The organism is Hydrogenophaga flava NBRC 102514 (assembly GCF_001571145.1).
Taxonomy (GTDB): Bacteria; Pseudomonadota; Gammaproteobacteria; order Burkholderiales; family Burkholderiaceae_C; genus Hydrogenophaga; species Hydrogenophaga flava.
In genome coordinates this window covers 21,258-34,669 of record NZ_BCTF01000022.1, presented here as the reverse complement: position 1 = coordinate 34,669, position 13,412 = coordinate 21,258, and the positions used below count along the sequence as shown (strand labels likewise).

At 69.0% G+C, this 13,412-nt stretch carries 13 protein-coding genes and 1 pseudogene; 11 read left to right on the top strand and 3 right to left on the bottom strand.

Features of this window, described 5'->3' with window-relative positions; genetic code table 11:
* Positions 1 to 95: 95 nt before the first annotated feature.
* From HFL01S_RS18215 to HFL01S_RS18180, 8 genes and pseudogenes are all read left to right on the top strand, one after another.
* A pseudogene (locus HFL01S_RS18215) lies at positions 96 to 906 on the top strand (putative hydro-lyase).
* Positions 907 to 944: 38 nt separating this feature from the next.
* Positions 945 to 1,937, top strand: a complete 993-nt coding sequence (locus tag HFL01S_RS18210) for a TRAP transporter substrate-binding protein (RefSeq protein WP_066261164.1) — start codon at positions 945 to 947, stop codon at positions 1,935 to 1,937.
* A gap of 6 nt (positions 1,938 to 1,943) precedes the next feature.
* Positions 1,944 to 2,459 (top strand): TRAP transporter small permease, encoded by a 516-nt coding sequence (locus tag HFL01S_RS18205; protein WP_066261163.1) that lies wholly within the window; start codon positions 1,944 to 1,946, stop codon positions 2,457 to 2,459.
* Positions 2,460 to 2,469: 10 nt separating this feature from the next.
* Positions 2,470 to 3,765 (top strand): TRAP transporter large permease, encoded by a 1,296-nt coding sequence (locus tag HFL01S_RS18200; RefSeq protein ID WP_066261162.1) that lies wholly within the window; start codon positions 2,470 to 2,472, stop codon positions 3,763 to 3,765.
* Positions 3,766 to 3,814: 49 nt separating this feature from the next.
* Complete coding sequence (locus HFL01S_RS18195) at positions 3,815 to 4,807, top strand: TRAP transporter substrate-binding protein (RefSeq protein ID WP_245644856.1); 993 nt, start codon at positions 3,815 to 3,817, stop codon at positions 4,805 to 4,807.
* A 17-nt stretch (positions 4,808 to 4,824) separates the two neighbouring features.
* Positions 4,825 to 8,523 (top strand): hydantoinase B/oxoprolinase family protein, encoded by a 3,699-nt coding sequence (locus HFL01S_RS18190; protein WP_066261274.1) that lies wholly within the window; start codon positions 4,825 to 4,827, stop codon positions 8,521 to 8,523.
* Between the two features lie 120 nt (positions 8,524 to 8,643).
* Positions 8,644 to 8,979, top strand: a complete 336-nt coding sequence (locus tag HFL01S_RS18185; protein ID WP_066261273.1) for a DMT family transporter — start codon at positions 8,644 to 8,646, stop codon at positions 8,977 to 8,979.
* Positions 8,980 to 9,015: 36 nt separating this feature from the next.
* The gene (locus tag HFL01S_RS18180; RefSeq protein WP_066261160.1) at positions 9,016 to 9,822 is read left to right on the top strand and encodes a carbon-nitrogen hydrolase family protein; all 807 of its coding nucleotides are present in this window, start codon (positions 9,016 to 9,018) and stop codon (positions 9,820 to 9,822) included.
* A gap of 298 nt (positions 9,823 to 10,120) precedes the next feature.
* On the opposite strand, the gene HFL01S_RS18175 is transcribed toward HFL01S_RS18180, so the two are convergent.
* The 3 genes from HFL01S_RS18175 to flgA form a co-directional block, all read right to left on the bottom strand.
* A complete protein-coding gene (locus tag HFL01S_RS18175; RefSeq protein ID WP_066261159.1) occupies positions 10,121 to 10,486 on the bottom strand; it encodes a hypothetical protein in 366 nt (121 codons plus the stop codon).
* A gap of 23 nt (positions 10,487 to 10,509) precedes the next feature.
* Positions 10,510 to 10,857, bottom strand: a complete 348-nt coding sequence (flgM, locus tag HFL01S_RS18170) for a flagellar biosynthesis anti-sigma factor FlgM (RefSeq protein WP_066261157.1) — start codon at positions 10,855 to 10,857, stop codon at positions 10,510 to 10,512.
* Between the two features lie 124 nt (positions 10,858 to 10,981).
* The gene (flgA, locus tag HFL01S_RS18165) at positions 10,982 to 11,725 is read right to left on the bottom strand and encodes a flagellar basal body P-ring formation chaperone FlgA (RefSeq protein WP_066261155.1); all 744 of its coding nucleotides are present in this window, start codon (positions 11,723 to 11,725) and stop codon (positions 10,982 to 10,984) included.
* A gap of 162 nt (positions 11,726 to 11,887) precedes the next feature.
* Between flgA and flgB the strand changes: the two genes are divergently transcribed.
* Genes flgB through HFL01S_RS18150 form a run of 3 tightly spaced genes read left to right on the top strand, consistent with a single transcriptional unit; the run spans position 11,888 to position 13,386 of the window.
* Positions 11,888 to 12,289, top strand: a complete 402-nt coding sequence (flgB, locus tag HFL01S_RS18160) for a flagellar basal body rod protein FlgB (RefSeq protein ID WP_066261153.1) — start codon at positions 11,888 to 11,890, stop codon at positions 12,287 to 12,289.
* A 10-nt stretch (positions 12,290 to 12,299) separates the two neighbouring features.
* Positions 12,300 to 12,707 carry a flagellar basal body rod protein FlgC gene (flgC, locus tag HFL01S_RS18155; RefSeq protein WP_066261150.1) on the top strand — a complete coding sequence of 136 codons (408 nt, stop codon included), beginning with the start codon at positions 12,300 to 12,302 and terminating at the stop codon, positions 12,705 to 12,707.
* Between the two features lie 22 nt (positions 12,708 to 12,729).
* Complete coding sequence (locus HFL01S_RS18150; protein ID WP_157538943.1) at positions 12,730 to 13,386, top strand: flagellar hook assembly protein FlgD; 657 nt, start codon at positions 12,730 to 12,732, stop codon at positions 13,384 to 13,386.
* Positions 13,387 to 13,412 lie beyond the last annotated feature (26 nt).

Here is a 13,412-nt window from a genome sequence, read left to right as displayed (position 1 = left end):
TTTTTCGATGAGGATGCGCGCAAATTTCTCGTTGGATGAATCCGGGCGCAATGCCCAGAATCCGCGCCATTCACCCATGGCCGACACCATCCAACATGAACAGCACCGTTCCGAATCACCTGCATGAAAGCTCCAGCGCGCTGGAGGTTCGCCTCGCCGCCCGGTCCGGCCAACTGACCGGGCACACCAGCGGCCTCGCCCGCCACCACGTGCAGGCCAACCTCGCCATCCTGCCCAAGGCCCTGGCCGACGACTTTCCTGCGCTACTGCCAGCGCAACCCCAAGCCCTGTCCGCTGCTGGCCGTGGGCGAGCCGGGCCAGTACCGCCTGACCGAGCTGGGCCACGACCTGGACATCCGCACCGACCTGCCCTGCTACCGCGTGTGGCAGGCCGGCGAGCTGGTCGACGAGCCCACCGATCTCGCTGCCGTGTGGCGCGACGACATGGTGGTGTTCGCCCTGGGCTGCTCGTTCTCGTTCGAGCACGGCCTGCTGGCCGCCGGCATCCGCCTGCGCCACGTCGAACAGGGGCGCAACGTGGCGATGTTCAAGACCAACATCCCGACCCGCCGCGCCGGCCCGTTCCAGGGGCCGATGGTGGTGACCATGCGCCCGCTCAAGGCGGCCGACGCGATCCGCGCGGTGCAGATCACCTCCCGCGTGCCGGAGGTGCACGGCGCGCCGGTGCACATCGGCGACCCGGCCCTGATCGGCATCAGCGACCTGTCCCGTCCGGACTACGGCGACGCCGTCGAGGTGATGCCCGACGAGCTGCCGGTGTTCTGGGCCTGCGGTGTCACGCCCCAGGCCGCCATCGCGGCGTCCAAGCCCGCGTTCTGCATCACCCATGCGCCTGGCTGCATGTTGGTGACCGACCGACTCAACGACCAACTCGGCCTGGGATGACCGGGCCACTTTTCAACCCACCCCCACGAGGAACCGACATGACCATCTCCAAACGAAACCTGCTCGGCGCCAGCGCCGCCCTGGTGCTGCTGGCCTCGGGCCCGAACGCCCTGGCCCAGTCCCCGATGAAATGGGACCTGCCCACCGCCTACGGGGTGGGCAGCTTCCAGACCGAGAACCTGCAGACCTTCGTCAACGACGTGGACAAGGCCACCGGCGGCAAGCTCAAGATCACCCTGCACCCGGGGGCCTCGCTCTACAAGGCCAACGAAATCAAGCGCGCGGTGCAGACCGGCCAGGCGCAGGCGGGCGAGTTCATCCTCTCGGGCCACAGCAACGAGAACCCGCTGTTCGGCACCGACTCGCTGCCCTTCCTGGCCGACAGCTACGCCGAGGCCCGCAAGCTCGCGCAGATCGAGCGCCCCCACCTGGAGAAGCTGCTGGCCAGCCAGGGCCTGAAGCTGCTGTACGCCGTGCCATGGCCGGGCCAGAGCCTCTACAGCACCAAGCCGGTGGAGTCGGTGGCCGACCTCAAGGGCACGAAGATGCGTGCCTACAACCCGGCCACCTCGCGCATCGCGCAGCTGGCCGGCGCCCAGCCCACCACCATCCAGCTCGCCGAACTCGGGCAGGCGCTGGCCACCGGCACGGTCGAGAACTTCCTCACCAGCAGCGCCAGCGGCGTGGAAAGCAAACTCTACGAGAGCGTCAAGTACTTCTACCGGGTCAACGCCTGGCTGCCCAAGAACGCGGTGGTGGTGTCGCAGAAGTCCTTCGACGCGCTGGACAAGCCCACGCAGGAGGTGCTGCTCAAGGCCGCCGCCGAGGCCCAGGAGCGCGGCTGGAAACTCAGCGAGGCCAAGGACACCGAGTACCAGAAGGCGCTGACCGCCAAGGGCATGAAGGTGGCCGATCCGAGCCCGGCGCTGAAGAAAGATTTCAAGGCCATCGGCGACAAGCTGACGGCCGACTGGCTGGCCACGGCGGGTGCCGACGGCAAGGCCATCATCGACGGCTTCCAGAAGCCCTGAACCGCCATGAGACGCCTTCTGGATTCGGTCTACGCCGCGCTGGCCTGGCTGGCCATGCTCGGGCTGGCCGCCACCTTCGGCATCATCGCGCTCGGGGTGCTGGCGCGCCAGCTGCACTGGGACGTGCAGGGGCTGGACGGCTACGCCGGGTACGCCATCGCCGCCGCGCTGTTCCTGGCCCTGCCGGCCACCTTCCAGCGCAACGAGCACATCCGCGTCACGCTGCTGATGGAGAAGGTCTCCGAGCGCTGGCGGGGTGTGCTGCAGGTCTGGAGCCTGGTCGCGGCCAGCGTGCTCAGCCTGTTCCTGGCCTGGGCCTGTGTGCGGCTGGTGTGGATGTCCCGCACCACGCACGACATCGCCCAGACCATGGACGCCACGCCCCTGTGGCTGCCGCAGCTGAGCATGGCCATCGGTGCCGCGGGGCTGGCCCTGGCCTGCATCGACGCCACCGCCAGCCATCTGGCCGGGCGCTCTTTCTTCAAACAGGGCCCGGCCGGCGAAGCGGCCCGGGTCGAATGAGGAGGCCGCCATGGATGCCTTGATTGCGCTGCTCCTGATCGTCTTCATGCTGGTGGTCCTGGGCTCCGGCCTGTGGATCGGCCTGTCCCTGCTCGGTGTCGCGGTGGTCGCGATGCAGTTCTTCACCGAACGCCCGGTGGGCGACGCCATGGTGCTGACCATCTGGGGCAGCACCACCAGCTGGACGCTGACCGCCCTGCCGCTGTTCCTGTGGATGGGCGAGATCCTGTTCCGCTCCAAGCTGGCCGAGGGCATGTTCCGGGGCCTGGCCCCCTGGCTCAACCGGCTGCCCGGGCGCCTGCTCCACGTCAACGTGATCGGCTGCACCATCTTCGCGGCCGTCTCGGGCTCGTCGGCCGCCACCTGCGCCACCATCGGCAAGATCACCCTGCCCGAGCTGGACAAGCGCGGCTACCCCGAGCGGCTGTCCGTGGGCACGCTCTCGGGCGCGGCCACCCTGGGCCTGCTGATTCCGCCGTCCATCATCATGATCGTCTACGGGGTCGCGGCCAATGTCTCGATCGCCAAGCTGTTCATGGCGGGCGTGATCCCGGGCATCCTGCTGGCGCTGCTGTTCATGGGCTACATCGTGTTCTGGGCGCTGCGAAACCCCGAACAGATCCCGGCCGGCGACGCGGAGCTGACGTTCCGGCAGAAGCTCTACGAGGGGCGGCACCTGCTGCCCGTGGTGGCCCTGATTGCGCTGGTCCTGGGCTCGATCTATTCGGGCCTGGCCACCGCCACCGAAGCGGCCGCACTGGGCGTGGCGGGCTCGCTGGCGCTGTCGGCCATCGAGGGGTCGCTCTCGCGCCAGAGCCTGCTGGACGGTCTGTCCTCGGCGGCGCGGGTCTACTGCATGATCGGCCTGATCCTGGCGGGCGCCTCGTTCCTCACGCTCTCGATGGGCTTCATCGGCCTGCCGCGGCACCTGGCCGAGTTCATCGGTGGTCTCGGGCTCTCGCCGTTCGCGCTGATGGTGATGCTGGTGATGTTCTTCATCGTGCTGGGCTGCTTCCTCGACGGCATCTCCATGGTGGTGCTGACCATGGCGGTGCTGCTGCCCACCGTGGAGGCCGCCGGCTTCGACCTGATCTGGTTCGGCATCTTCATCGTGCTGGTGGTCGAGATGGCGCAGATCACGCCACCGGTCGGCTTCAACCTGTTCGTGATCCAGGGGTTGACCAAGCGCGAGATCACCTGGATCGCCCGGGTGTCCATGCCGCTGTTCTGGCTGATGTGTGCCTTCGTGCTCTTCGTGTACCTCGTGCCCGGCACCGTGACCTGGCTGCCCGGCCTGATGCAGTAGCTCCCGGCTGCCCGCCACCCTCCCGTCCGTCCCGACCCAGGAGACCCCCATGCGCCGACGCAACATGCCGGTGGCCCTCGCGGCCGCCCTGGCAGGGTGGAGCACCGCCCGCCATGCCCTGGCCGCAACGCCCGCGGCGTGGACCGTGGCCACCGGTTACAAGGCCGACGGCTACCACGCCACCACGCTGGCCTGGCTGGGCGCTGCGGTCGAGCAGGCCACCGCTGGGGCTCTGCGCTGGACCGTGGCGGCCGAGGGCAGGCGGGTGCCGCTGGCCAAGATTCCGGAGGCCGTGGCGGCGGGCCAGCCCGAGGCGGGCGAATGCATCATGACCACCATGGCCGGCACCTGGCCGGTGTGCGGTGCCGACGCCATCCCGTTCATGACCCGGCACATGAACGACGCACGCCGCCTGTGGAAGGTGCAGCGGCCGGTGGTTGAAAAGGCGCTCGCACCGGCGGGGCTCGTGCCCCTGTACACCGCCCCCTGGCCGGGGCAGGGCCTGTACTGCACCGAGCCCGTGCGCAGCGCCTCGGACTTCCGCGGCCGGCGCATGCGCACCTACAACGCCACCACGCGGCGCATCGCCGAGATGCTGGAGGCGGTGCCCGTCGACGTGCCCATGGCCGAGGTCGGCAAGGCGCTGGAGAGCGGGCGCATCGACAGCATGATCACCTCGTCCGTGACCGGTGTGGAACAGCAGGTCTGGCGCTGGATGCGCCACTTCTACGACCTCAACGCCTGGATGCCCAAGAACCTGGTCATGGTCCACCACGGCGCCCACCAGGCGCTCGATCCCGCGGTCCGCAAGGCGCTGGCCGAGCTGGCGCTGCAGGCCGAGCAGCGCGGCTGGGCCGCCGCCGAGAAAGCGGCCCTGCAGTCCGCCGAGACGCTGGCGGGCAACGGCATCCAGGTCGAACCCACACCCACGCAGCTGCGCGGCACTCTGGTCCGCATGGGCGAGCGCTTCGCGCGCGAATGGGTGCGCGAGGTGGGCCCCCAGGCCAACCAGATCTTCATTCCATATTTCAGTCAACAGTGAATTCCGACATGACCGACATGAACCCGACACACGTTCCCCCTTCGCTCCGCTGGCAGTTCTGGATCGACCGGGGCGGCACCTTCACCGACCTCGTCGGCCGCGCGCCCGACGGCGGCCTGCACACGCTCAAGCTGCTGTCCGAGAACCCGGAGCAGTACAAGGACGCGGCGGTCGAAGGCATCCGCCGCCTGCTCGGCCTGGCGCCCGGCGCCCGCATCACGCCCGACTGGGTGGAGTGCGTGAAGATGGGCACCACCGTGGCCACCAACGCGCTGCTCGAACGCAAGGGCGACCGCACCGTGCTGGTGACCACGCGCGGCTTCCGCGACGCGCTGCGCATCGCGACCCAGGCCCGGCCGCGCCTGTTCGACCGCCACATCGTGCTGCCCGAGCTGCTGTACGAGCGCGTCATCGAGGCCGAGGAGCGGGTGGGCGCCGACGGCGTCTGCGTGACCCCGCTCAACGAGGCCGCGCTGCGCGTGGACCTGCAGAAGGCCTACGACGAAGGCATCCGCGCCTGCGCCATCGTCTTCCTGCACGGCTGGCGTTCGCCCGACCACGAGATGGCGACCCAGGTCCTGGCGCGGGCGATCGGTTTCACCCAGGTCTCGGTCTCGCACGAGGTCAGCCCGCTGATGAAGTTCGTGCCGCGCGGCGACACGACGGTGGTCGACGCCTACCTCAGCCCGATCCTGCGGCGCTATGTGCAGCAGGTGGCCGAGCAGATGCCCGGCGTGCCGCTGCTGTTCATGCAGAGCTCGGGCGGCCTCACCCAGGCCGACCACTTCCAGGGCAAGGACGCCATCCTCAGCGGCCCCGCGGGCGGCATCGTCGGCATGGTGCGCACCGCCGAGGCCGCCGGTCTGCACAAGGTGATCGGCTTCGACATGGGCGGCACGTCGACCGACGTGAGCCACTTCGCGGGCGAGTTCGAACGCGCCTTCGACACCGAGGTGGCGGGGGTGCGCATGCGCGCGCCGATGATGAGCATCCACACCGTGGCCGCCGGCGGCGGATCGGTCATCCGCTTCGACGGGCACCGGCTGCGCGTCGGCCCCGAATCGGCCGGCGCCAACCCGGGGCCGGCCAGCTACCGCCGAGGCGGCCCGCTCGCCACCACCGACGCCAACGTGATGCTGGGCCGCATCCAGCCGGCGCACTTCCCGAAGGTGTTCGGCCCCGGTGCCGACCAGCCGCTGGACCGGGAGGTGGTGGTGGACCGCTTTGCGGAGCTGGCCCTGGCGATCAACGCCGCGCGGACCGACCCCGCCACGCTCGCCGTGACCGCCGAAGAGGTGGCCGCCGGGGCGCTGCAGATCGCGGTCGCCAGCATGGCCAACGCGGTCAAGAAGATCTCCGTCGCGCGGGGTTACGACCTGGCCGACTACGCGCTGCAGTGCTTCGGCGGCGCCGGCGGCCAGGCCGCCTGCCTGGTGGCGGACGCGCTGGGCATGGGGCGCATCCTGGCCCACCCGCTGGCCGGTGTGCTCAGCGCCTACGGCATGGGCCTGGCCGACCGCACGGTGATGCGGGAGGGCTCGGTGGAGCGCACGCTGGACGAGGCCGGCCTGGCCGCGGCGCGCGGGCGCGCACTCGCGCTGCGCGAAGATGCGCTGGACGAGATGCGCTCCCAGGGCATCGACACGCAGGCGGTGACCACCGGCTTCAAGGCCCTGGTCCGCTACGAGGGCACCGACACAGCGCTGCCCTGCGCGCTGGGTCTGAACGAAGCGCCGGCCCATGAGATGGCGGCCTTGCGCGATGCGTTCGAGACCGCCTACCGCCAGCGCTTTTCCTTCCTGATGGCGGACCGCGCGCTGGTGATCGAATCGGTCAGCGTGGAGGCCAGCCTCGCCGGGGAAGCGGTGCAGGGCGGCGGCGCCACGGCCGCGGGCTCCGCGCACCGGCCCGACCCTGTGGCCACCATCCGCATGTACTGCCTGGCCGACGAACAACCCGCCGGCTGGCGCGATGCGCAGCTGTTCCAGCGCGAGGCGCTGCGGGTGGGGGCGACCATCGACGGGCCGGCCGTGGTGGCCGAGCGCAACGCCACCACCGTGGTCGACGCCGGCTGGCAGGCGGTGATGACCGGGCGCGGCAACCTGCTGCTGCAGCGCACACGGCCGCGCGTGCAGGCGGTGGCGGTGGGCACGCAGGTGGACCCGGTGATGCTGGAGGTGTTCAACAACCTGTTCATGAACATCGCCGAGCAGATGGGCCTGCGGCTGCAGAACACGGCGCAGTCGGTGAACATCAAGGAACGGCTGGATTTCTCCTGCGCGATCTTCGACGGCCAGGGCCAGCTGATCGCCAACGCGCCGCACGTGCCGGTGCACCTGGGCTCCATGAGCGAGTCCATCCGCTCGGTGATCGAGCGCAACCCGGACATGCGGCACGACGACGTGTTCGTGCTCAACGACCCCTACCACGGCGGCACCCACCTGCCCGACATCACGGTGGTGACGCCGGTGTTCCTGTCGAGCGGGGAGCGCAGCCCCGCCTTCTATGTGGCCAGCCGTGGGCACCACGCCGACATCGGCGGCATCACGCCCGGGTCGATGCCGCCGTTCTCGGCCTCGATCGAGGACGAAGGGGTGCTGATCGACAACATGAAGCTGGTGCGCGCCGGCCGTCTGCAGGAAGGGGCCCTGCTGGCGCTGCTGCGCTCGGGGCCGCACCCCAGCCGCAACCCCGAGCAGAACATCGCCGACCTGCGCGCGCAGATCGCGGCCAACCGCAAGGGGCAGGAGGAGCTGCTAGCGATGGTGGCGCAGTACGGAAAAGAAACCGTCCTGGCCTACATGCAGCACGTGCAGGACAACGCTGAGGAGTGTGTGCGCCGGGCCATCACCGCCCTGCGCGACGGCCAGTTCGAACTGCCGATGGACAACGGCGCCCGCATCCGGGTGGCGGTGCGTGTGGACAGCGCCCGCCGGTCGGCGGTGATCGACTTCAGCGGCACCAGCGAACAGCAGCCGAGCAACTTCAACGCGCCGCGCTCGATCACCATGGCGGCCGTGCTCTACGTGTTCCGCACCCTGGTCGACGACGCGATTCCGCTCAACGCCGGCTGCCTCAAGCCGATCGAGGTCATCGTGCCCGAGGGCTGCCTGCTCAACCCGCGCCACCCCGCAGCGGTGGTGGCCGGCAACGTCGAGGTGTCGTCCTGCGTGACCAATGCGCTCTACGGCGCCCTGGGGGTGATGGCGGCCAGCCAGTGCACCATGAACAACTTCACCTTCGGCGACCACGAGCGCCAGTACTACGAGACCATCGCCGGGGGCTCTGGCGCCGGCCCGGGGTTCGACGGCACCTCGGTCGTGCAGACCCACATGACCAACTCGCGCATGACCGACCCCGAAGTGCTGGAGTGGCGCTTCCCGGTGCGGGTCGATGAATACGCAATCGCCCGGGGCACCGGTGGGGCCGGGCGATGGAAGGGGGGCGACGGTGGCGAGCGGCGCATCCGCTTCCTCGCGCCGATGACGGCCTCGATCCTCAGCAACGGCCGGCGCTACGGCGCTTTCGGCGGCGCGGGTGGTCAGGCGGGCAAGCCCGGGGCCAACTGGGTGGAGCGGGCCGATGGCAAGGTGGTCGACCTCTCACACATTGGCGAGGTGGCCATGCAGCCGGGGGATGTGTTTGTTGTGCGCACGCCCGGGGGCGGCGGGTGGGAGCCGCCCGTGGCTGCAGAAGCGCGTCGCGGTCCGGGGTGAATCGCGGCTTCCTGAAGACACCAGACGGATAGACTGTCTGGCATGCAGGTACCGCTCTTCGCACTGCCCGCTGGTCACTCGGTACAAGTGACCAGCGGGTGGGTTCGACAGGGGTATTTCATGAATGTAAGTCTCACGGGGTGGTGGTTCGTCGCGGTCAGCGTCGTCGCAGAGGTGGCCGGAACAGTGGCGCTCAAGCACTCGGACGGGATGACCCGTCCTCTCGCAGCGGGCGCTGCCGCAGCCTGTTACGGGCTGGCCATCTGGTTGATGGCGGTGGCCATGCGGCAGCTCGACATGGGCATCACCTACGCGGTCTGGGCGGCCAGCGGAACGGCGGCCACGGCACTCCTGGGATACCTGGTCTTCGAGGAGCCCATGGGTGCCACGAAGGCCATGGGCCTTGTGTGTGTCGTGGTGGGTGTTGCGCTGCTCAACCTCGGCGAACGGGCTTGACACCCATCAACCGACCCATCGACCCCGTCACAGCCCATGGCCGCTAGTCTCCCACTCCGAATCGCCGCCGCGCAGTCCTCGTCCCTCCCCGGTGATGTGCGTGGGAACCTGTGCCGACACCTGCCGTTCGTCGAAGCCGCTGCGGCAGAAGGTGCGTCGCTCATCCTGTTTCCCGAGCTGTCGCTCACCGGCTACGAGTTGCCGCTTCTGAACCGCCATGTCCTGCCGGCGGACGCTCCGGTGCTAGAGCCGCTGCGCAGGCTGGCGCGGCTGCGCCGTATCACGGTCGTCGTGGGAGCTCCGGTGCCGGGTGTGATGTCGGGCGCACTGCCCGCGATCGGCGCCATCTGCCTTGGCTCCGATGGCTCCAGTGCTGTCTATCGAAAAGCGTTCCTGCATGCAGGCGAGGAGCGGTTCGCGTCACCCGGGGAGCGGTGTGCCCACTGTCTCGACTTCGACGATGAGCGGGTGGCGCTGGCGATCTGCGCCGACACCGTTCACGCCGAACACCCACAGCGTGCCAGGGGCCCCGGTGCGACGGTCTACGCAGCGAGCGTGCTCTGGAGTGGCGCAGGCTACGCCTCCGATGCCGCCATCGTGCAGGGTTGGGCCCGCGGGCATGGCATGGCGGCACTGGTCGCGAACCATGGTGCTCCCTCGGGCGGTTTTGCTTCGGCCGGGCGAAGTGCGCTCTGGGGGCCGGACGGGAAGTTGCTCGCAGAGGCACCGGTTTCTGGCGATTGCCTGGTGGTGGCTGAACGGCGGGATGGCGGATGGCTGGGCACGGTTCATGGCCTCGACTTCGTTGACCGTGAAACGGGCGAGGGGCGGTCGGCGACATGACATGGAGGTGCTGGGCGCGGACAGGGGGGCACATGCGCGCTCCGCTGTGGGGGGAGGGTCTTTGCGCAAGGGGTTTGCGGTCGAAATCGAAGCCATCGTCGAGCGGGTCTGTCCATCTTGTGACGGCGATCTCCCCTTGCAAGTCGCCGTGAACGACGCAGATCGCTCCAACACGACCAGACGGCCCCCCCGATGACCTGCCAATCTATCGGCTGTTGACGGGCGTTGACGATGCGGTGATCTGGCCGAGTCTGCTAACGGTCGGAGATGACCGTCGTGTCATTGGAGACGAAGAACTTCAGGCCGACAGGTAGGCGCGACCTGCGCCACCAGTGGAGGAGTTCTGGCCGGCGAGGCGGCCGTAGGTGCCGGTGGCCTGCTGGGGCAGCAGGCTCTGCACCGCGCGCTGGCTCTGGGCCTGGGCGCGCAGCACGGCCTGGCGCAGCAGGCCGAAGCGGTGGGCGGCCTGCAGCATGTCTTCTCGCAGGTGGCTGCCGGGCACGGCGAAATCGGCGGTGCGCGGGGCCTTTTTCAGCACCGTCTGCACGTGCTGGCTGGCACGCTCGACGGCCGGGGCGTCGCCCTGCAGCAGCGCTTTCTCAAGCCCGTCCAGACCGACCTGCAGGGCGGCGATCCAGGGGTGGGGCGAGGTGCGCTGGGTCATGGCGTGCTACTGGGGGAGGTGGATCAGCCGCGCGGTGCGCCGGTGTTGGCGCTGAGCATTTCGGCGGCGTTGGACAACATCTTGTCGGCGATGGCCTCGGCGTTGACCTTGAAGCTGCCGTCGGCGATGGCCTGTTTCATGGCCTCCACCTTCTCGGTGTTGAACACATCGCTGCCACCGCCGCTGGACAGGGCCTGCGAGGCGGAGGAGGACAGGGTCACGGTCACGCCGGCCTGGGGCTGGGCCGGCGCCGCTGCGAGGCCGCCGGCCGCAGCGGCTTCAGCGCCTGCGTTCGGCTTTTCGGCGGCCTTCTGGGGGCCGCCGGCCACGGAGCCAATATAGGAATCCGGTGCAGAAGATTCGACTTTCATTTCACTCTCCAGACCCCGCATTTGGGGCGTTGTGGAATGACTATCGGCTCAAAAGCGGGGGGACTTGAGCCCTTTTTCGTGGAGTACATCACAAAAGTCCCGCGAAATCTGGATAAAAAAGGTTTCACAAGCGCACGTCGACCGTCTGGCCGTCGCGCACGGTGCCTGTGACGATGCGGCCGCCGGCCAGGCGGACCCGCACGCTCTGCCCCGGCACCCCGGCGGTCAGGGCCTCGCCGCTGACCACCACCTGAAAGCCGGCGCCGATGCTGCTGACCCGCACCTGGGCGCCCGGCCCGAAGGCGGCCACCGGCCGCACCATGTTCTGGCGGATGGCCTGGCCGGGCTGCAGCGCGTAGGCCGCCTGCTGGCCGACCCAGCGCTCCGGGTTGGCCAGCACCGCGTAGGGCTGTTCCGCCCAGTCCATATCGGCCATTTCCGCGTCTTCCTGAGCCAGCACCGAGCCGGCCGGCACCGGGCGCTTGAGCACCCAGCCCGGGCCCCAGGCCTTGACGGTGACCGGCATGAAGACGTTCCAGCGCACCGGGCCATCCAGGCAGCGCAAGCCGATCCGGCTGCGCCCCCAGAGCCGGGTGCCCGGCGGCAGGTAGGGCTCTATATGGGTGCAGGGCGTCAGCTTCAGGCGCGAGTCCAGCGAGCCGAACAGGATCTCGGGGCGCAGCGCGCCGCCGCCGTCCGGCCCGGTGACCGAGGCCAGCGCGGGCTGCACCCACTCGCGCGCCATCTGTTCGAGCTGCGCAAATTCGCTTTGCGAGGCCACCGCCTGCGCGCGCGCCACGCCGGTGACCATCAGACCGGCCAGCAGCCAGCCCAGGGCGCGTGAAAGGGATTGAAGGCAATTTCGCATAGGGCCACTGTAGGTCGGGAGAGATGTCCGCAAAGGACCGAAATGCGGGTCAAACCCGCGCTTTCTTTCGGCGCTGCCGACCCTCAAGTTTTCGCACACTTGTCCGCAACCCGGTGCCTTCCCCTGTGGCGCCGCCCTTCTTCAACCCTGCAGGAGAACGACATGCTCGAACAGATGACCGCCCGGCTCGACGCCTACGGCCAGTCGCTGATGCTGCGTTCGCACCGCCAGCAGGTGATCGCCAGCAACATTGCCAACGCCGACACCCCGGGCTACGTCGCGCGCGATTTCGATTTCGCTGCCGCGCTCAAGGACGCCAGCGGTGGCTCGAACCGCCAGGGCCTGGCCCAGACCGCGGCGGGCCACATGCGCCTGTCGGGCCCGCAGCCCGGTGACCCCAAGATGGGCTACGCCGTGCAGACCCAGCCCAGCCAGGACGGCAACTCGGTCGATCTCGACCGCGAGCGCGCCAACTTCGTCGACAACAGCATCCGCTACGAGTCGACGCTGCGCTTCATCAACTCCAACGTGAAGACCATGCTGTCCGCTATCACCGGCCAGTAAGGAGAGCCTCATGTCCATGTTCTCGATCTTCGGCGTCAGTGGCAGTGCGATCAGCTCGCAGGCCCAGCGCCTCAACGTGGTGGCCAGCAACCTGGCCAACGCCGACGCCGTGGCCGGTCCCGACGGCCAGAGCTACAAGGCGCGCCAAGTGGTGTTCCAGACCGTACCCATGGGCGACCAGGCCACGGCCGGCGTCAAGGTGCAGAACATCACCGAGAGCGAGGCCCCGGGCCGCCGCGTGCACAACCCGCACCACCCCAGCGCCGACGCCGATGGCTACGTCACCCACTCCAACGTCAACCCGGTGGAGGAGATGGTCAACATGATCGCGGCCTCGCGCGCCTACCAGAACAACGTCGAGGTCATGAACACGGCCAAGTCGCTGCTGCTCAAGACGCTGCAGATGGGTCAGTCATAAAGGGAACCCCACCATGAGCCTCATGAGCCCCCTGGACCTGAGCAACCTCGGCACCACCGTGGGCAGCACCACCGGCGCCGGTGGCAACACCACCAACGATCCGCAGGCCATGCAGGACCGTTTCCTCAAGTTGCTGGTCGCGCAGATCAACAACCAGGACCCGCTGAACCCGATGGACAACGCGCAGATGACCACGCAGATGGCGCAGATCAACACGGTCAGCGGCATCCAGCAGCTCAACCAGACCCTCAAGGGCATGGCCGACCAGATGGCCTCCTCGCAGGCGATGCAGGGCACCACGCTGATCGGCAAGGACGCGCTGGTCGAAGGCGACGCACTGGCCTTCGACGGCAGCACCGGCAAGGGCGCCTTCACGCTCGACGGCGCCGCCACCAGCGTCAAGGTCGACATCATCGGCAAGAACGGCGAGACCCTGCAGACCCTCGACCTGGGCGCGCGCGAAGCCGGCCAGCACGGCTTCGAATGGCCCGCCGGCGCGATCGACCCGAACCAGGTGGCCAAGTTCACTGTGCGCGCCAACAACGGCAGCACCCCCGTCACCGACACCGAACTGCAGCGCGTGCGCATCGCCTCCGTGGGCCTGTCCAACGGCGCCATGAGCATCCAGCTGAGCAACGGCCGCACCCTGGCGTACGACCAGGTGCGCGGCTTCATGTAACCCATCCGCATCCGATTTCCACCCCC

Bases quoted from the DNA above. Each gene is read 5' to 3' on its own strand.
- HFL01S_RS18210 (WP_066261164.1), top strand. From the start codon at position 945: ATGACCATCTCCAAACGAAACCTGCTCGGCGCCAGCGCCGCCCTGGTG.
- HFL01S_RS18205 (WP_066261163.1), top strand. From the start codon at position 1,944: ATGAGACGCCTTCTGGATTCGGTCTACGCCGCGCTGGCCTGGCTGGCC.
- HFL01S_RS18200 (WP_066261162.1), top strand. From the start codon at position 2,470: ATGGATGCCTTGATTGCGCTGCTCCTGATCGTCTTCATGCTGGTGGTC.
- HFL01S_RS18195 (WP_245644856.1), top strand. From the start codon at position 3,815: ATGCGCCGACGCAACATGCCGGTGGCCCTCGCGGCCGCCCTGGCAGGG.
- HFL01S_RS18190 (WP_066261274.1), top strand. From the start codon at position 4,825: ATGAACCCGACACACGTTCCCCCTTCGCTCCGCTGGCAGTTCTGGATC.
- HFL01S_RS18185 (WP_066261273.1), top strand. From the start codon at position 8,644: ATGAATGTAAGTCTCACGGGGTGGTGGTTCGTCGCGGTCAGCGTCGTC.
- HFL01S_RS18180 (WP_066261160.1), top strand. From the start codon at position 9,016: ATGGCCGCTAGTCTCCCACTCCGAATCGCCGCCGCGCAGTCCTCGTCC.
- HFL01S_RS18175 (WP_066261159.1), bottom strand. From the start codon at position 10,486: ATGACCCAGCGCACCTCGCCCCACCCCTGGATCGCCGCCCTGCAGGTC.
- flgM (WP_066261157.1), bottom strand. From the start codon at position 10,857: ATGAAAGTCGAATCTTCTGCACCGGATTCCTATATTGGCTCCGTGGCC.
- flgA (WP_066261155.1), bottom strand. From the start codon at position 11,725: ATGCGAAATTGCCTTCAATCCCTTTCACGCGCCCTGGGCTGGCTGCTG.
- flgB (WP_066261153.1), top strand. From the start codon at position 11,888: ATGCTCGAACAGATGACCGCCCGGCTCGACGCCTACGGCCAGTCGCTG.
- flgC (WP_066261150.1), top strand. From the start codon at position 12,300: ATGTCCATGTTCTCGATCTTCGGCGTCAGTGGCAGTGCGATCAGCTCG.
- HFL01S_RS18150 (WP_157538943.1), top strand. From the start codon at position 12,730: ATGAGCCCCCTGGACCTGAGCAACCTCGGCACCACCGTGGGCAGCACC.